The sequence below is a fragment of the Streptomyces sp. NPDC088766 genome (genome assembly GCF_044750845.1).
Lineage (GTDB): Bacteria > Actinomycetota > Actinomycetes > Streptomycetales > Streptomycetaceae > Streptomyces.
On sequence record NZ_JBIVKQ010000023.1, the window covers coordinates 30,403 to 44,317 of the forward strand.

The 13,915-nt window shown below is 72.6% G+C and carries 14 protein-coding genes; 9 read left to right on the plus strand and 5 right to left on the minus strand.

Annotated features, from left to right (window positions below; all coding sequences use genetic code 11):
• Window positions 1–186: 186 nt before the first annotated feature.
• The 3 genes from ACIP5W_RS27210 to ACIP5W_RS27220 are packed head-to-tail and all read left to right on the plus strand — an operon-like array spanning window position 187 to window position 2,266.
• Window positions 187–939, plus strand: coding sequence for a hypothetical protein (locus ACIP5W_RS27210; RefSeq protein WP_401478799.1), 753 nt, complete (start codon window positions 187–189; stop codon window positions 937–939).
• Complete coding sequence (locus ACIP5W_RS27215; RefSeq protein ID WP_401478802.1) at window positions 936–1,616, plus strand: DUF4166 domain-containing protein; 681 nt, start codon at window positions 936–938, stop codon at window positions 1,614–1,616. Before ACIP5W_RS27210 ends, ACIP5W_RS27215 begins: the two co-directional genes overlap by 4 nt.
• A complete protein-coding gene (locus ACIP5W_RS27220; RefSeq protein WP_401478805.1) occupies window positions 1,613–2,266 on the plus strand; it encodes a TetR/AcrR family transcriptional regulator in 654 nt (217 codons plus the stop codon). Before ACIP5W_RS27215 ends, ACIP5W_RS27220 begins: the two co-directional genes overlap by 4 nt.
• 26 nt (window positions 2,267–2,292) lie before the next feature.
• Here ACIP5W_RS27220 and ACIP5W_RS27225 read toward each other — a convergent pair whose 3' ends face one another.
• A complete protein-coding gene (locus tag ACIP5W_RS27225; RefSeq protein ID WP_366057056.1) occupies window positions 2,293–2,595 on the minus strand; it encodes an MTH1187 family thiamine-binding protein in 303 nt (100 codons plus the stop codon).
• Window positions 2,592–2,939, minus strand: a complete 348-nt coding sequence (locus tag ACIP5W_RS27230; protein WP_401478810.1) for a DUF3817 domain-containing protein — start codon at window positions 2,937–2,939, stop codon at window positions 2,592–2,594. Before ACIP5W_RS27230 ends, ACIP5W_RS27225 begins: the two co-directional genes overlap by 4 nt.
• 262 nt (window positions 2,940–3,201) lie before the next feature.
• On the opposite strand from ACIP5W_RS27230, the gene ACIP5W_RS27235 reads away from it, so the two are divergent.
• From ACIP5W_RS27235 to ACIP5W_RS27250, 4 genes are all read left to right on the plus strand, one after another.
• On the plus strand, window positions 3,202–3,834 hold the full coding sequence (locus tag ACIP5W_RS27235; RefSeq protein ID WP_382783919.1) for an AIM24 family protein: 633 nt from the start codon (window positions 3,202–3,204) through the stop codon (window positions 3,832–3,834).
• 1 nt (window position 3,835) lies between these two features.
• Window positions 3,836–4,486: an AIM24 family protein gene (locus tag ACIP5W_RS27240; RefSeq protein ID WP_401478813.1), complete on the plus strand. Its 651-nt coding sequence runs from the start codon at window positions 3,836–3,838 to the stop codon at window positions 4,484–4,486.
• A gap of 38 nt (window positions 4,487–4,524) precedes the next feature.
• On the plus strand, window positions 4,525–5,277 hold the full coding sequence (locus ACIP5W_RS27245) for an AIM24 family protein (protein ID WP_401479066.1): 753 nt from the start codon (window positions 4,525–4,527) through the stop codon (window positions 5,275–5,277).
• A 92-nt stretch (window positions 5,278–5,369) separates the two neighbouring features.
• Complete coding sequence (locus tag ACIP5W_RS27250; RefSeq protein ID WP_401478816.1) at window positions 5,370–5,846, plus strand: MarR family winged helix-turn-helix transcriptional regulator; 477 nt, start codon at window positions 5,370–5,372, stop codon at window positions 5,844–5,846.
• Between the two features lie 308 nt (window positions 5,847–6,154).
• Here the strand turns inward: ACIP5W_RS27250 and ACIP5W_RS27255 are convergent, their stop codons facing one another.
• From ACIP5W_RS27255 to ACIP5W_RS27265, 3 genes are all read right to left on the minus strand, one after another.
• Entirely contained in the window at window positions 6,155–6,718 is a 564-nt protein-coding gene (locus ACIP5W_RS27255) for a hypothetical protein (protein WP_401478819.1), read from the minus strand.
• A 195-nt stretch (window positions 6,719–6,913) separates the two neighbouring features.
• On the minus strand, window positions 6,914–7,873 hold the full coding sequence (meaB, locus tag ACIP5W_RS27260) for a methylmalonyl Co-A mutase-associated GTPase MeaB (protein ID WP_401478822.1): 960 nt from the start codon (window positions 7,871–7,873) through the stop codon (window positions 6,914–6,916).
• 34 nt (window positions 7,874–7,907) lie between these two features.
• Window positions 7,908–9,110 (minus strand): acetyl-CoA C-acetyltransferase, encoded by a 1,203-nt coding sequence (locus tag ACIP5W_RS27265; RefSeq protein WP_401478825.1) that lies wholly within the window; start codon window positions 9,108–9,110, stop codon window positions 7,908–7,910.
• Between the two features lie 150 nt (window positions 9,111–9,260).
• On the opposite strand from ACIP5W_RS27265, the gene mce reads away from it, so the two are divergent.
• Complete coding sequence (mce, locus tag ACIP5W_RS27270) at window positions 9,261–9,701, plus strand: methylmalonyl-CoA epimerase (protein ID WP_382783893.1); 441 nt, start codon at window positions 9,261–9,263, stop codon at window positions 9,699–9,701.
• Between the two features lie 236 nt (window positions 9,702–9,937).
• Window positions 9,938–13,819, plus strand: coding sequence for a polarized growth protein Scy (gene scy / locus ACIP5W_RS27275; RefSeq protein WP_401478829.1), 3,882 nt, complete (start codon window positions 9,938–9,940; stop codon window positions 13,817–13,819).
• Window positions 13,820–13,915 lie beyond the last annotated feature (96 nt).

Sequence of the window (13,915 nt, forward strand, 5' to 3'; positions counted from 1 at the left end):
CTTCGCCTCCGCGTGAATGCCCGCCCTTCGGACGGGACTTGATCGATTCCCGGGAAGATTAACCGTCCGCCGCGGCTCGTAATCCCGTCTGATGTCGCTCGATTGAGCGACCGCTCAAACACGTGTACCTTCATTCCCGGAGTGTTGAGCGAACGCTCAAACACCGGCCCGATCCGGGGAGTTCACATGGGGCTCTATGTCGAGGCACGCATCCGCGCCGACCTGCACGACCTGTGGATCCGCACCCAGGACCCGGCGCGGCATCAGCGCTGGGACCTCCGCTTCACCGAGATCACCCACCTCCCGCGCGCGGAGGGCGAGCCGCAGCGGTTCCGGTACGCCACGCGCGTGCTGCCGTTCCTGACCGTCGCGGGCACGGGCGTCTCGGCGGGGGAACGGGAGCGCCCCGACGGCACCCGCACCTCCGCCCTGCGCTTCGCCTCCCCGCACCCGCTCTCGCTGCTCGCCGAGGGCAGCGGCTACTGGCGTTACGTCCCCGACGGCGACGGCGTCCGCTTCCTCACCGGCTACGACTACCGTCCCCGGTGGGGCGCCTTCGGCGCGCTCGCCGACCGGCTGGTGTTCCGTCCGCTGATGGGCTGGGCGACGGCGTGGTCCTTCGACCGGCTGCGGCTGTGGCTGGAGCGGGGCGTCACACCGGAGCGCGCCCTGCGCAACTGGCTCGCGGAGCTGGCCCTGCGCGCCGTCGCCGTCGCCGTCGCCTGCACGGGCCTCGGGTGGGAGTCGTTCCTGCGCCTGCTGGGGCCGTTCGCCGCGTCGACGGCGTACCTGCTCCCCCTGCTGCTGAGCGTCGTGGTCTGCCTCGCCCTGTTCACCTCGCCCCTCGCCTGCACCCCGGCCGCCCGCCGCTGCCTGCGCACCCCACCGGCACGCACGCGTGCGCCCCGCCTCCTGCGCACCCTGGAGGACCCGCGATGACCTCGATCTTCCGAACGGCGATGGGAGCCGGCTTCGACCGTCTGCACCCGCAGCTGCAACGCCGCTTCTCGGTGGGGCTGGCGAGCGGGGAGGCCTGCACGGGCCGGGGCGTGATGGACCGCATCTGGCACGGCGGGGCGTTCGTGAAGCCGTTCCTGGCGCTGGGCGGCACCCGCAACATCCTCGTCCCGCGCACGGGACGCGCGGTGCCGTTCGTCATCGAGAACGTGCCGTACACCGACTCCTTCGGCCGTGAGACGGTGAGCTTCGTGCGTACATTCGACCTGCCCGGCCGGGCCCGCCGGTTCGACGCCCAGATGGTGCTCGGTCCGAGGGGCGACCGCGTCCTCGACTACCTGGGCACCCATCAGCACCTCGCCACCGACCTGCACTTCCACGCCGAGCCGGACGGCTCCCTGCTGATCCGCTCGGGCACCCACCGGTTCCGGGAGGGCGTGGTCGACGCGCGCGTACCGGAACTGATCGGGGCGAGGGCGGAGGTACGGGAGTCGTACGACGACACGACGGGACGGTTCCGGATCCGCGTGCGGGTGGTGAACCGGTACGTCGGCCCGCTGTTCGGCTACGAGGGCTCCTTCACCGCCACGTACGCGGACGTCCGCGCCCGCGGCGTGCGGCCGGGACTGCGGCCGGTGCGCGAGGAGGCCCGCGCGTGACCCCGGAGACCGCCAGGTCCCTGGAGACGAAGACGAAGCTGCTGGAGGGGGCGCTGCGCACGCTCACCGAGCAGGGCATCGCGAAGACGTCGGCCCGTACGGTCGCGGCGGCCGCGGGAGTCAACCAGGCGCTGGTCTTCTACCACTTCGGCTCGGTGGACGAACTGCTCGCGGCGGCCTGCCGGTACGGCGCGCAGCGGTCGGTGTCGCGTTACCGGGACCGCTTCGCGGCGGTCGGCACGCTGTCCGAACTGCTCGCCCTCGGACGGGAGATCCACGAGCAGGAACGGGTGGGGGGCCATGTGATGCTGCTGGGCCAGTTGCTGGCCGGCGCGCAGACCCACGCCACGCTCGGCCCGGCCACGGCGGCGGGGCTCGACCTGTGGATCGTGGAGATCGAGAAGGTGCTGGACCGGGTGCTCGCGGGGACGCCGTTCCGCGAGTTCACCGACCCGGCCGGGCTGGCCCGCGCGGTCGCCGCCTCGTTCGTCGGCATCGAGCTGTACGAGGGGGTCGACGGCGCGGGCGCCGCGTCGGCGCTGGACGCGCTGGAGCAAATCGGTCTGCTGGTGGGCGCGCTGGAGGAGCTGGGGCCGGTGGCCCAGCGGGCGGTGCGGCAGTATCTGCGGCGGGCGTCGGGGAAGCGGTGAGACCGGCCCCGGCGGGCCGGCCGTCGCTACTCCCCCCGCGGGGCGAGGTGCCGCTCGACGGTCTCCACCTTCGAGGTCAGGCCGTCCGTCACGCCGGGGCGGATGTCGGCCTTGAGGACCAGGGAGACCCGCGGCGCCCGGGCCTCGACCGCGGCGACGGCCCGCTTGACGACGTCCATGACCTCGTCCCACTCGCCCTCGATCGACGTGAACATGGCGTCGGTGCGGTTCGGCAGGCCGGACTCGCGGACCACCCGGACGGCGTCGGCGACGTACTCCCCGACGTCCTCGCCGACGCCGAGCGGGGTGACGGAGAAGGCGACGATCACGACGCCCCCACCACGCCCTCGCGCCGGGCGCGGGAGGCGATGACCGCGTCCTCGGCCTCACGGCGGAGCCGGCGCTCGGCGAAGAAGCCGCCGGTCGGCAGGACCGAGAGGACGAAGTAGAGGGCGGCGGTGCGCAGGGGCCACTTGGCGCGGTTCCAGGCGTCCGCCCAGAAGATCACGTACAGCACGAACAGCAGACCGTGGACCGCGCCCATCACCGGCACCGCGTTGAAGTCCGTGGTGCGCTTGAGCACCGAGCAGACGAGCAGCAGCAGGAACGAGACCGCCTCGGGTCCGGAGACCAGGCGGAGTCGGCGGAGGGCGGAGGCTGTCTTGAGGTCCACGGGTCACCTTCGGTGGGAGATGCGGTGCTGATCCGGTCGTTTGTGAACGCACGCACAAGCGTTTGTCCATTGTGACAAACGGGCGGGGCGGGGAGCCGGGCGGGGTACGGCGGGGCCGGGCGGTACCCGGCCGCGGCCGACGGCGGCCGGGGCCCCGCACGGCGGATCGTGCCGGACAGACCCTAAGGGTCCATTCAGGGACGATCTCCACCCGGAGGCCCTGTCGGCGCGGCGCCCCAGGGGCTACCTTCGCTGCGTGGCGATGTTTCGACTCCAAGGCAGCAAGGTGCTCGCCGTCGACATGACCGGGGACGCCGTCAAGGCGAAGAACGGCTCGATGGTCGCGTACGACGGGCAGATGGCCTTCAAGAAGATGAGCGGCGGCGGCGAGGGGCTGCGGGGGATGGTCACCCGGCGACTCACCGGCGAGCAGATGACCGTGATGGAGGTGCGGGGACAGGGGACCTGCTGGTTCGCGGACCGCGCCTCCGAGATCAACCTCGTGAGTCTCCAGGGGGACAAGCTGTACGTGGAGTCGAGCAATCTGCTCGCGACGGACGCGGGGCTGAGGACGGGCACGTCCTTCACCGGCCTGCGCGGCGCCTCGCAGGGCAACGGGCTGTTCACGACGACCGTCGAGGGACACGGCCAGGCGGCGATCACCTCGGACGGTCCGGCGGTGGTGCTCCGGGTGAGCCCGCAGTTCCCGCTGACCGTGGACCCGGGGGCGTACGTCGCCCACCAGGGCGACGTCCGGCAGTCCTTCCAGTCCGGTGTGACGTTCCGCACCCTGATGGGCGAGGGCGGCGGCGAGGCCTTCCAGATCCGTTTCGAGGGAGACGGCCTGGTGTACGTCCAGCCCAGCGAGCGGAACACGATCGCGGGGGACGTGTGACATGTCCTTCCGCGAGATCAACTCCAAGATGGTCGAGGCCACCGTGGTGCCCGGCCGGCGCCTGTTCAGTCAGCGCGGCGCGATGCTCGCCTACAAGGGCGAGGTGTCCTTCACCCCGAACACGCAGGGCGGTCAGGGCGGTGTGATGTCGATGATCGGCCGCCGCCTGGCGAACGAGGACACGCCCCTGATGTCCGTCGAGGGCAGTGGCACGGTCCTGTTCGGACACGGCGGCCACCACGTCCAGGTCATCAGCCTCACCGGCGAGACGCTCTACGTGGAGGCGGACCGCCTCCTCGCCTTCGAGGGCACCCTGCAGCAGGGCACCATGTTCATGGGTTCCCAGGGCGGCGTCATGGGCATGGTCCGCGGCCAGATCAGCGGCCAGGGTCTGTTCACCACGACGCTGGCGGGCCACGGCTCGGTCGCCGTGATGGCCCACGGCGGCGTTTTCGAGGTCCCCATCACCCCCCAGCGCCCGGTCCACGTCGACCCGCAGGCCTACGTCGCCCACCACGGCGACGTGCGCAACAAGCTGTCGACCGCCCTCGGTTGGCGGGACATGGTGGGCCGCGGTTCGGGAGAGGCGTTCCAGCTGGAGCTGAGCGGCAGCGGCACGGTGTACGTCCAGGCGTCGGAGGAGAAGCTGTGACCACCTACCCGGGCACCGGCCCCACCGTCCTCGACCCCATGACCCTGCCGGCCGACGACAACGTGAACGCGTACACCTTCTGCGTGGAGTTGAAGGGGAGCCAGTGGTTCCTGCAGAAGGGGAAGATGATCGCCTACTACGGCTCGATCGACTTCAACGGTGTCGGTCACGGCCGGCTGGACCGCCTGATGCGCACGTCGTTCCATTCGCCTCTGCACGCGAGCGACTGGGTCGTGGCGGAGGGCTCGGGCAAGATGCTCCTCGCCGACCGGGCCTTCGACGTGAACTCGTACGACCTCGAAGACGGCAACCTGACCATTCGCTCGGGCAATCTGCTCGCTTTTCAGCCAACTCTCGCACTCAAGCAGTCGATCGTTCCGGGTTTTCTGACGCTGATCGGAACCGGCAAGTTCGTCGCCGCGTCCAACGGCCCGGTGGTGTTCATGGAACCCCCGATCCGGGTGGACCCGCAGGCGCTCGTCGGCTGGGCCGACTGCCCGTCCCCGTGCCATCACTACGACCACGGGTACATGACGGGCGTGATGGGCGGCCTACGTGCGCTGACAGGGCTGGGCGGGGCTTCCGGGGAGGAGCACCAGTTCGAGTTCGTGGGCGCCGGCACGGTGCTGCTGCAGTCCACCGAGACCCTCATGGCCGAGCAGGCCGCGGGAGCGGTTCCACCCGAGCCGGGGGTGCCCGGCGGCGGCGGGCCGGGCGGCTTCGGGGGTCAAGCGGGCGCACCGCGCCTTCCCGGACAGCTGGGAGACCTCCAGCGTCGCTTCGGGCTGTGAGCGGTAGTCTGCGGAGTGTGACGTCGAACGCGTGCGCACTGTCACACCACCCTTACTAGTTCGCCTTTCAACATTTTAGGTAGACTTCATTTATGGAGACCGACACGGCCACGCGCTGGCTGACCGAAGCGGAGCAGTGCGCCTGGCGCACCCATCTGGAGGTCAACAGGCTGTTGACGTACCAGCTCGAAAAGGATCTTCAGCCGTTCGGACTGACCATGAACGACTACGAGATCCTGGTGAATCTGTCCGAGTCGGAGGACGTCCGGATGCGGATGAGCGACCTCGCGTCCGCCACCCTCCAGTCCAAGAGCCGGCTCTCGCACCAGATCACCCGCATGGAGAACGCCCACCTGGTGCGCCGTGAGAACTGCGAGTCCGACCGCCGAGGTCTGTTCGCGGTCCTCACCGAGCACGGCATGGAGACGATGCGGAAGGTGGCGCCCCATCATGTGGCCTCCGTGCGCCGCCACTTCATCGACCTGCTCTCCCCCGATGCCCTGGCGGAACTCGACAAGGCCCTGACACCCATCGCGGACCACCTCCGTGAGCAGCGGGGACGCCCCTGAGCGGGCCCGGTCCGGACGAAAGTCCCGTGAACGCCGGAAGGCGGAGACCGGTTCGGGCTCCGCCTTCCGGCGTTCACGGGCCCTGAGGCGGAGACCGACGGCTCGCCGCCGAAGGAGCACGACGGGAACGTCGCCCTGAACGACGGCAAGCTCATGGTGGCCCACCCGGACGACGACCGGGCGGGCCACGCAGACGGGGACGGCACCCCCTGCGACCGGGACGACGCGGACGGCACCGGCACCCGACGGCACCGCCGGTCCCCTCCCCCGTCCGGGCCCTCAGCGGCCCCGTCCGGCCGCCGCCGCCGTCAGCGGGGCTGAGGGCCGCCCGCCACTGTGAAACACACCGCGATCAGCGCGGCGCTGAGCAGCACCCCCGCCGCGGGCGGCGCGCACCGCGCCAAAACCCCCACCGGCACCGGGCCGCAGACGTACAGCAGTTCCTCGGCGACCCCGTCGAGGCCGTACACCCGCTGGACCAGCCGCCGGTCCCGGGCGTGGTCGGCCCGCGCCACGCGCATGACGGGCCCGAGCGGGGGCGCGCAGGCTCCGGCGAGCGCGGCGAGCGCGCCGGGCACCACCGGCCGGGCTCCCGTCCGCCAGGTCGCGGCGGCGAGCGCGGTCGGCAGGACGGCGTACGCGGCGGTGACGGGCGGCAGGGCGTGCCGGGGGCCGTGGCGGTCGACGAGGGCCGCGCGCAGTGGCATCAGGAGGACGGCCGAGGTCCCGAAGAGGGCGAGGACGGTGCCGACGACGGCGTAGGAGCCGGTGGCGCGGGCCGTGGTGAGGGAAGAGGCAGAGGGAAACGAGGCCGTGGGCGAGCCGTCCGAGGAGGGCGGCGGCGAAGGCGCGGCGGGCGGGACGGGGAGCACGGCGGCACAGGTCGGCCGCGACAGGGGCGCGGACGCGGGTGAGTTCCTCGACGCGAGGCGGGAGAAGGGGACACCCGGGGCCACGGTCCGGCCGGTCCGTGGCGGGGTGTGCCCTGCGCCAGGAAGAGGAACGCGGGCGTCGAACTACCGGCGGCGGCACCGGGTCGGCGGCCGCCGGGTCACCCGCGGGGCGCTTCACCGCCCCTGGGTCAGCCCCGTCACCAGCTCGTCCGCCGCCCGGTACGGGTCCAGTTCGCCGGCGACGATCCGCTCCGCGAGCGTGCTGAGCCGGCGGTCGCCGTGCAGGTCGCCGATGCGCTCGCGCAGGGCGGTCACGGCGATCGTCTCCACCTCGCGGGCCGCGCGGGCACGGCGGCGCTCGGCGAGGACGCCGTGCTCCTCCATCCACGCGCGGTGCTTCTCCAGCGCCTCGACGACCTCGTCGACGCCCTCGGCGCGGGCGGCGACCGTCTTCACGATCGGCGGGCGCCAGTCGCCGGGGGCGCGGGACTCGCCGAGGCCCAGCATGTGGTTCAGCTCGCGGGCGGTGGCGTCGGCCCCGTCGCGGTCGGCCTTGTTGACGACGTACACGTCGCCGATCTCCAGGATTCCCGCCTTGGCGGCCTGGATGCCGTCGCCCATGCCGGGTGCCAGCAGGACCACGCTGGTGTCGGCCTGGGAGGCGATCTCGACCTCGGACTGGCCGACGCCGACCGTCTCCACGAGGATCACCTCGCAGCCCGCCGCGTCGAGCACCCGGATGGCCTGTGGGGCCGCCCAGGCCAGGCCGCCGAGGTGCCCGCGGGTGGCCATGGAGCGGATGTAGACGCCGGGGTCGGAGGCGTGCTCCGACATCCGGACGCGGTCGCCGAGCAGGGCACCGCCGGAGAACGGCGAGGACGGGTCGACGGCCAGGACGCCGACCCGTCTGCCCTGCTTGCGGTACGCCGTGACCAGCGCGGAGGTGGACGTCGACTTGCCGACGCCGGGCGAGCCGGTCAGGCCCACCACGTAGGCGTTGCCGGTCAGCGGGGCCAGCGCCGCCATGACCTCCCTGAGCTGCGGCGACGCCCCCTCCACCAGGGAGATCAGCCGGGCCACGGCCCGGGGCCGGCCTTCCCTGGCCTGGGCGACCAGCGAGGAGACGTCCTGCATCACAGCTCCGTTCGGGTAATGACGTACAGGGGACTCAGGCCTTGGGTACCCGCACGATCAGTGCGTCACCCTGGCCGCCGCCGCCGCACAGCGCGGCCGCGCCGATGCCGCCGCCCCGCCGCTTCAGCTCCAGGGCCAGGTGCAGCACGAGCCGGGCGCCGGACATGCCGATGGGGTGGCCGAGGGCGATGGCGCCGCCGTTGACGTTCACCTTCTCCGTCGACACCCCGAGGTCCTTCATCGACTGCACCGCCACGGCGGCGAAGGCCTCGTTGATCTCGATGAGGTCGAGGTCGGAGACCTCCAGGCCGTCCTTCTTCAGGGCGTGCAGGATGGCGTTGGACGGCTGCGACTGGAGCGAGTTGTCCGGACCGGCCACATTGCCGTGGGCGCCGATCTCGGCGATCCACTCCAGGCCCAGCTCCTGCGCCTTCGCCTTGCTCATCACGACCACGGCCGCGGCGCCGTCGGAGATCTGCGAGGCCGAGCCGGCGGTGATGGTGCCGTCCTTGGCGAAGGCGGGGCGCAGCTTGCCGAGCGACTCGGCGGTGGTCTCGGGGCGGATGCCCTCGTCCTTGCCGAAGACGACCGGCTCGCCCTTGCGCTGCGGGATCTCCACCGGCGTGATCTCGGCCTCGAACAGGCCGTTCTTCTGTGCGGCGGCGGCCCGCTGGTGGGACAGGGCGGCGAACTCGTCCTGCTCGGGGCGGGCGATACCGAGGCGCGTGTTGTGCTTCTCGGTGGACTCGCCCATGGCGATGTTCTCGAAGGCGTCGGTCAGCCCGTCGTACGCCATCGCGTCGAGCATCTCGATCGCCCCGTACTTGAAGCCCTCGCGGGACTTCGGCAGCAGGTGGGGGGCATTGGTCATGGACTCCTGGCCGCCCGCCACGACGATGTCGAACTCGCCCGCGCGGATCAGCTGGTCGGCCAGCGCGACGGCGTCGAGGCCCGACAGGCACACCTTGTTGACGGTGAGCGCCGGGACGTTCATCGGGATGCCGGCCTTGACCGCGGCCTGCCGGGCCGGGATCTGGCCCGCGCCGGCCTGGAGCACCTGGCCCATGATCACGTACTGCACCTGGTCGCCGGCGATCCCCGCACGGTCGAGGGCGGCCTTGATCGCGAAGCCGCCGAGGTCGGCTCCGGAGAAGGACTTCAGCGAGCCCAGCAAACGTCCCATGGGCGTACGTGCGCCCGCGACGATCACCGAGGTCGTGCTGCTGGTTCCAGTCATGAGCTGCGATCCCCTTACCGGCCTTGCACGGGCCGAGGAGTGAACGAGGGTTTACTTCGAATGTACTGACAGGCACTTCACCCGTCATCGGGCCGTCGGTGTGATCGCGCGCACGTTGCGTAACCACCTCCGTCGCGCTGCACTGACAGCATGCTGACGCGAATCGACCACATCGGGATCGCCTGCCACGACCTCGACGCCACCGTCGAGTTCTACCGGGCGACGTACGGCTTCGAGGTGTTCCACTCCGAGATCAACGAGGAGCAGGGCGTCCGCGAGGCCATGCTCAAGATCAACGATACGTCCGACGGCGGCGCCTCGTACCTCCAGCTCCTGGAACCGACCCGGGAGGACTCCACCGTCGCCAAGTGGCTCGCCAAGAACGGCGAGGGCGTCCACCACATCGCTTTCGGTACGGCGGACGTCGACGCGGACTCGGCGGACATCCGCGGCAAGGGCGTACGGGTGCTGTACGAAGAGCCCCGACGCGGCTCCATGGGGTCACGAATCACCTTCCTTCACCCAAAGGATTGCCACGGAGTCCTGACAGAACTGGTCACATCGGCCCCCGTTGAGTCACCTGAGCACTGACCCTCGTACATATGGGCCGGTAGGGTTGGGGTCGGTCGCCGCTCCAGCCAGGGCGACCGGTGTCCTGTCGCCATGTCGGCAGGACCCGTCCGGGGTCCGGGTTTCGGGGGACGAGCGTCGGGGCGGCAGCCCGTGCTCCGCCGTTGATCTGACACCATTCCCCGGGGGCCCCGTTCGGCGGATGGACGGAGCTCGTACGGAGAAGCTTGCGACCAGGGGACGGATGGGACCGCGCAGTGCGGGGCTACGAGAGCCAGGAGCGGGATCCGGCGGCTGACGTCGACCACCTCACTCGGTTCGAAGCCGAGATGAAGCGGCTGAAGACCGAGCGGGAAAAGGCGATCCAGCACGCCGAGGACCTCGGCTACCAGGTCGAGGTGCTGCGCGCCAAGTTGCACGAGGCGCGGCGCACCATCATGTCCCGGCCCTCCTTCGACGGCGGGGACCTCGGCTACCAGGCCGAACAGTTGCTGCGCAATGCGCAGATGCAGGCCGACCAGCTGCGCGCGGACGCCGAGCGGGAGCTGAGCCAGGCCCGCTCGCAGACGCAGCGCATCCTCCAGGAGCACGCCGAACAGGCGGCCCGGCTCCAGGCGGAGCTGCACCAGGAGGCGGTCACCCGGCGCCAGCAGCTCGACCAGGAGCTGGCCGAGCGCCGGCAGACCGTCGAGTCGCACGTCAACGAGAACGTGGCGTGGGCCGAGCAGCTGCGGGCCCGCACCGAGGCCCAGGCCCGCCGTCTCCTGGAGGAGTCGCGCGCCGAGGCCGAGCAGGCCATGGCGGCCGCGCGCGCCGAGGCCGAGCGGGTCACCGCGGAGGCCCGGCAGCGGCTCCGGAGCGAGGCCGAGTCGGCCCGCGCGGAGGCCGAGCAGCTGCTGCGCCGCGCCCGCACGGACGCCGAGCGCCTGCTGAACGCCGCCTCCACCCAGGCCCAGGAGGCCGCCGAGCACGCCGAGGCGCTGCGCAGCTCCACGGCCACCGAGTCCGACGCGGCCCGCCGCCAGGCGACCGAGCTGAGCCGGACCGCCGAGCAGCGCATGGCCGAGGCGGAGGAGGCGCTGCGCAAGGCGCAGTCCGAGGCCGAGAAGGTCGTCGCGGAGGCCAGGGCCGCCGCCGAGAAGACCCTCGCCGGCGCCGAGTCGGCCAACGAGCAGCGCACCCGCACGGCGAAGGAGCAGGTCGCCCGGCTGGTCGGCGAGGCCACCAAGGAGGCCGAGGCCACCAGGGCGGACGCCGAGCAGCTCGTCGCCGACGCCCGCGCCGAGGCCGAGAAACTCCTCGCCGAAGCCGCGGAGAAGGCCCGCACACTCACCGCCGAGGAGAGCGCCACCCAGCTGTCGAAGGCGGCCAAGACCGCCGAGGACGTCCTCAACAAGGCGCAGGAGGACGCGCAGCGCACCACGAAGGCCGCCGCCGAGGAGGCCGAGCGGATCCGCCGGGAGGCGGAGACCGAGGCCGACCGGCTGCGCGCCGAGGCGCACGACATCGCCGAGGAGCTCAAGGGCGCGGCGAAGGACGACACCAAGGAGTACCGGGCCAGGACGGTCGAGCTCCAGGAGGAGGCCCGCCGGCTGCGCGGCGAGGCCGAGCAGTTGCGCGCCGACGCGGTCGCCGAGGGCGAGAAGATCCGCGCGGAGGCCCGCAAGGAGGCCGTCCAGCAGATCGAGGAGGCGGCCAGGACCGCCGAGGAGCTGCTGGCGAAGGCCCGTCAGGACGCCGACGAGCTGCGCCAGAAGGCCACCGCGGACAGCGAGAAGGTCCGCACCGAGGCCATCGAGCGGGCCGCCACGCTGCGCCGGCAGGCCGAGGACACCCTGGAGCGCACCCGCAAGGAGGCCGAACGGCACCGCGCCGAGGCCGTCGAGCAGGCCGAGGGCATCACGGCCGACGCCGAGCGGGCCGCGCTCGCCCTGCGCGAGGAGGCCGAGCGCGCCGTCGAGGCGCGGCAGGCGGAGGCCACCGAGGAACTGACCCGGCTGCACACCGAGGCGGAGGCCCGGCTCGCCGCCGCCGAGGAGGCGCTCGGCGACGCCCGCGAGGAGGCCGCGCGGATCCGCCGCGAGGCCGCCGAGGAGACCGAACGGCTGCGTGGCGAGGCAGCCGAGCGGATCCGTACGCTCCAGCAGCAGGCCGAGACCGAGGCCGAGCGGCTGCGCACCGAGGCCGCCGCGGACGCGTCCGCCTCACGGGCCGAGGGCGAGTCCGTGGCCGTACGGCTGCGGTCGGAGGCCGCCGCGGAGGCGGAGCGGCTGCGGACCGAGGCGCAGGAGACCGCCGACCGGATGCGCGCGGAGGCGCAGGCCGCCGCCGAGCGGCTGGCCACCGAGGCGTCCGAGACGCTGGCCGCCGCCCAGGAGGAGGCCGGCCGGCGCCGCCGCGAGGCCGAGGACTACCTCGGCACCGCCCGCCAGGAGGCCGACCAGGAGCGGGAGCGGGCCCGCCGGCAGAGCGAGGAACTGCTGGCGTCGGCGCGCAAGCGCGTGGAGGACGCCCAGGCCGAGGCCGTACGGCTGGTGGAGGAGGCCGACCGGCGGGCCACCGAGGCGGTGTCGGCGGCCGAGCAGCACGCGCAGCAGGTGCGGGACTCCGTGGCCGGCCTGCACGAGCAGGCGCAGGACGAGATCGCCGGGCTGCGGTCCGCCGCCGAGCACGCGGCGGACCGCACCCGCCGGGAGGCCGAGGAGGAGGCGGACCGGGTCCGCGCCGACGCCTACTCCGAGCGGGAGCGGGCCGCGGAGGACGCGAGCCGGCTGCGGCGCGAGGCGAGCCAGGAGACGGAGGCCGCCCGCGCGCTGGCCGAGCGGACCGTCGGCGACGCGATCGCGGAGGCCGAGCGGCTGCGTTCGGAGGCGTCCGCGCACGCCCAGCGGGTGCGCACGGAGGCCTCGGACACCATCGCGCAGGCCGAGCAGGACGCGTCGCGCACCCGGGCGGACGCCCGTGACGACGCCAACCGCATCCGGTCGGACGCGGCGACGCAGGCCGACACCCTCATCACGGAGGCCCGTTCCGAGGCGGAGCGGCTCCAGACGGAGACCATCGCCGAGGCCGAGCGGCTCCAGTCGGAGACGGCCGCGGAGGCCGAGCGGCTGCGTGCCGAGTCGGTGGCGAAGGCGGAGAAGCTCATCGCGGACGCCTCCGGCGACGCGGAGCGGCTGCGCGCCGAGGCCGCCGAGACGGTGGGTTCCGCGCGCCAGCACGCCGAGCGGGTGCGTGCCGAGGCCGAGCGGGTCAAGCGGGAGGCGGCGGCGGAGGCCGACCGCATGCTGAGCGTGGCCCGCGACGAGGCGGACTCGACGCTCGACGAGGCCCGCAAGGAGGCCAACAAGCGGCGTTCCGAGGCCGCCGAGCAGGTCGACACGCTCATCACGGAGACCGCCGCCGAGGCGGACAAGCTGCTCACCGAGGCGCAGCAGCAGGCGCTGAAGACCACCGCGGAGGCGGAGGCGCAGGCGGACACGATGGTCGGCGCGGCCCGTTCCGAGGCCGAGCGGCTCGTCTCCGAGGCGACGGTCGAGGGCAACTCGCGGGTGGAGAAGGCCCGTACGGACGCGGACGAGCTGCTCGTCGGCGCCCGCCGGGACGCGACCGCCATAAGGGAGCGGGCACAGGAGCTGCGCGACCGCATCACCTCCGAGATCGAGGAACTGCACGACCGGGCCCGCCGCGAGGCCGCCGAGACGATGAGGTCGACCGGCGACCGCTGCGACGCGCTCATCAAGGCGGCCGAGGAGCAGCTCGGCAAGGCTCAGGCGAAGGCCAAGGAGCTGGTGTCGGAGGCCAACTCGGAGGCCGGCAAGGTCCGGATCGCCGCCGTGAAGAAGGCCGAGGGCCTGCTCAAGGAGGCCGAGCAGAAGAAGGCCACGCTGATCCGCGAGGCCGAGGAGCTGAAGGCCGAGGCGATCCGCGAGGCCCGGCGCACGGTCGAGGAGGGCAAGCGCGAGCTGGAGGTCCTGGTGCGGCGGCGTGAGGACATCAACGCCGAGATCTCGCGCGTCCAGGATGTGCTGGAGGCGCTGGAGTCCTTCGAGGCCCCGCCGGGAAACAAGGACGGCGGCGTGAAGGCGGGTGCGACGGTGGGTGCTCCCCGGTCGGGTGGCAAGCCTTCGGATCGCTAGTGCTGTGGCCGTGTCCGGCGGGTCGTGCCGGACAGGTCCTGGCCGAGCGGGGGCGTTGCGTTGAAGTCTGGGGCATTTGCCCCGGTCTTCCGCAAG

Bases quoted from the DNA above. Each gene is read 5' to 3' on its own strand.
- ACIP5W_RS27210 (WP_401478799.1), top strand. From the start codon at position 187: ATGGGGCTCTATGTCGAGGCACGCATCCGCGCCGACCTGCACGACCTG.
- ACIP5W_RS27215 (WP_401478802.1), top strand. From the start codon at position 936: ATGACCTCGATCTTCCGAACGGCGATGGGAGCCGGCTTCGACCGTCTG.
- ACIP5W_RS27235 (WP_382783919.1), top strand. From the start codon at position 3,202: ATGTTTCGACTCCAAGGCAGCAAGGTGCTCGCCGTCGACATGACCGGG.
- ACIP5W_RS27240 (WP_401478813.1), top strand. From the start codon at position 3,836: ATGTCCTTCCGCGAGATCAACTCCAAGATGGTCGAGGCCACCGTGGTG.
- ACIP5W_RS27245 (WP_401479066.1), top strand. From the start codon at position 4,525: ATGACCCTGCCGGCCGACGACAACGTGAACGCGTACACCTTCTGCGTG.
- ACIP5W_RS27250 (WP_401478816.1), top strand. From the start codon at position 5,370: ATGGAGACCGACACGGCCACGCGCTGGCTGACCGAAGCGGAGCAGTGC.
- meaB (WP_401478822.1), bottom strand. From the start codon at position 7,873: ATGCAGGACGTCTCCTCGCTGGTCGCCCAGGCCAGGGAAGGCCGGCCC.
- ACIP5W_RS27265 (WP_401478825.1), bottom strand. From the start codon at position 9,110: ATGACTGGAACCAGCAGCACGACCTCGGTGATCGTCGCGGGCGCACGT.
- mce (WP_382783893.1), top strand. From the start codon at position 9,261: ATGCTGACGCGAATCGACCACATCGGGATCGCCTGCCACGACCTCGAC.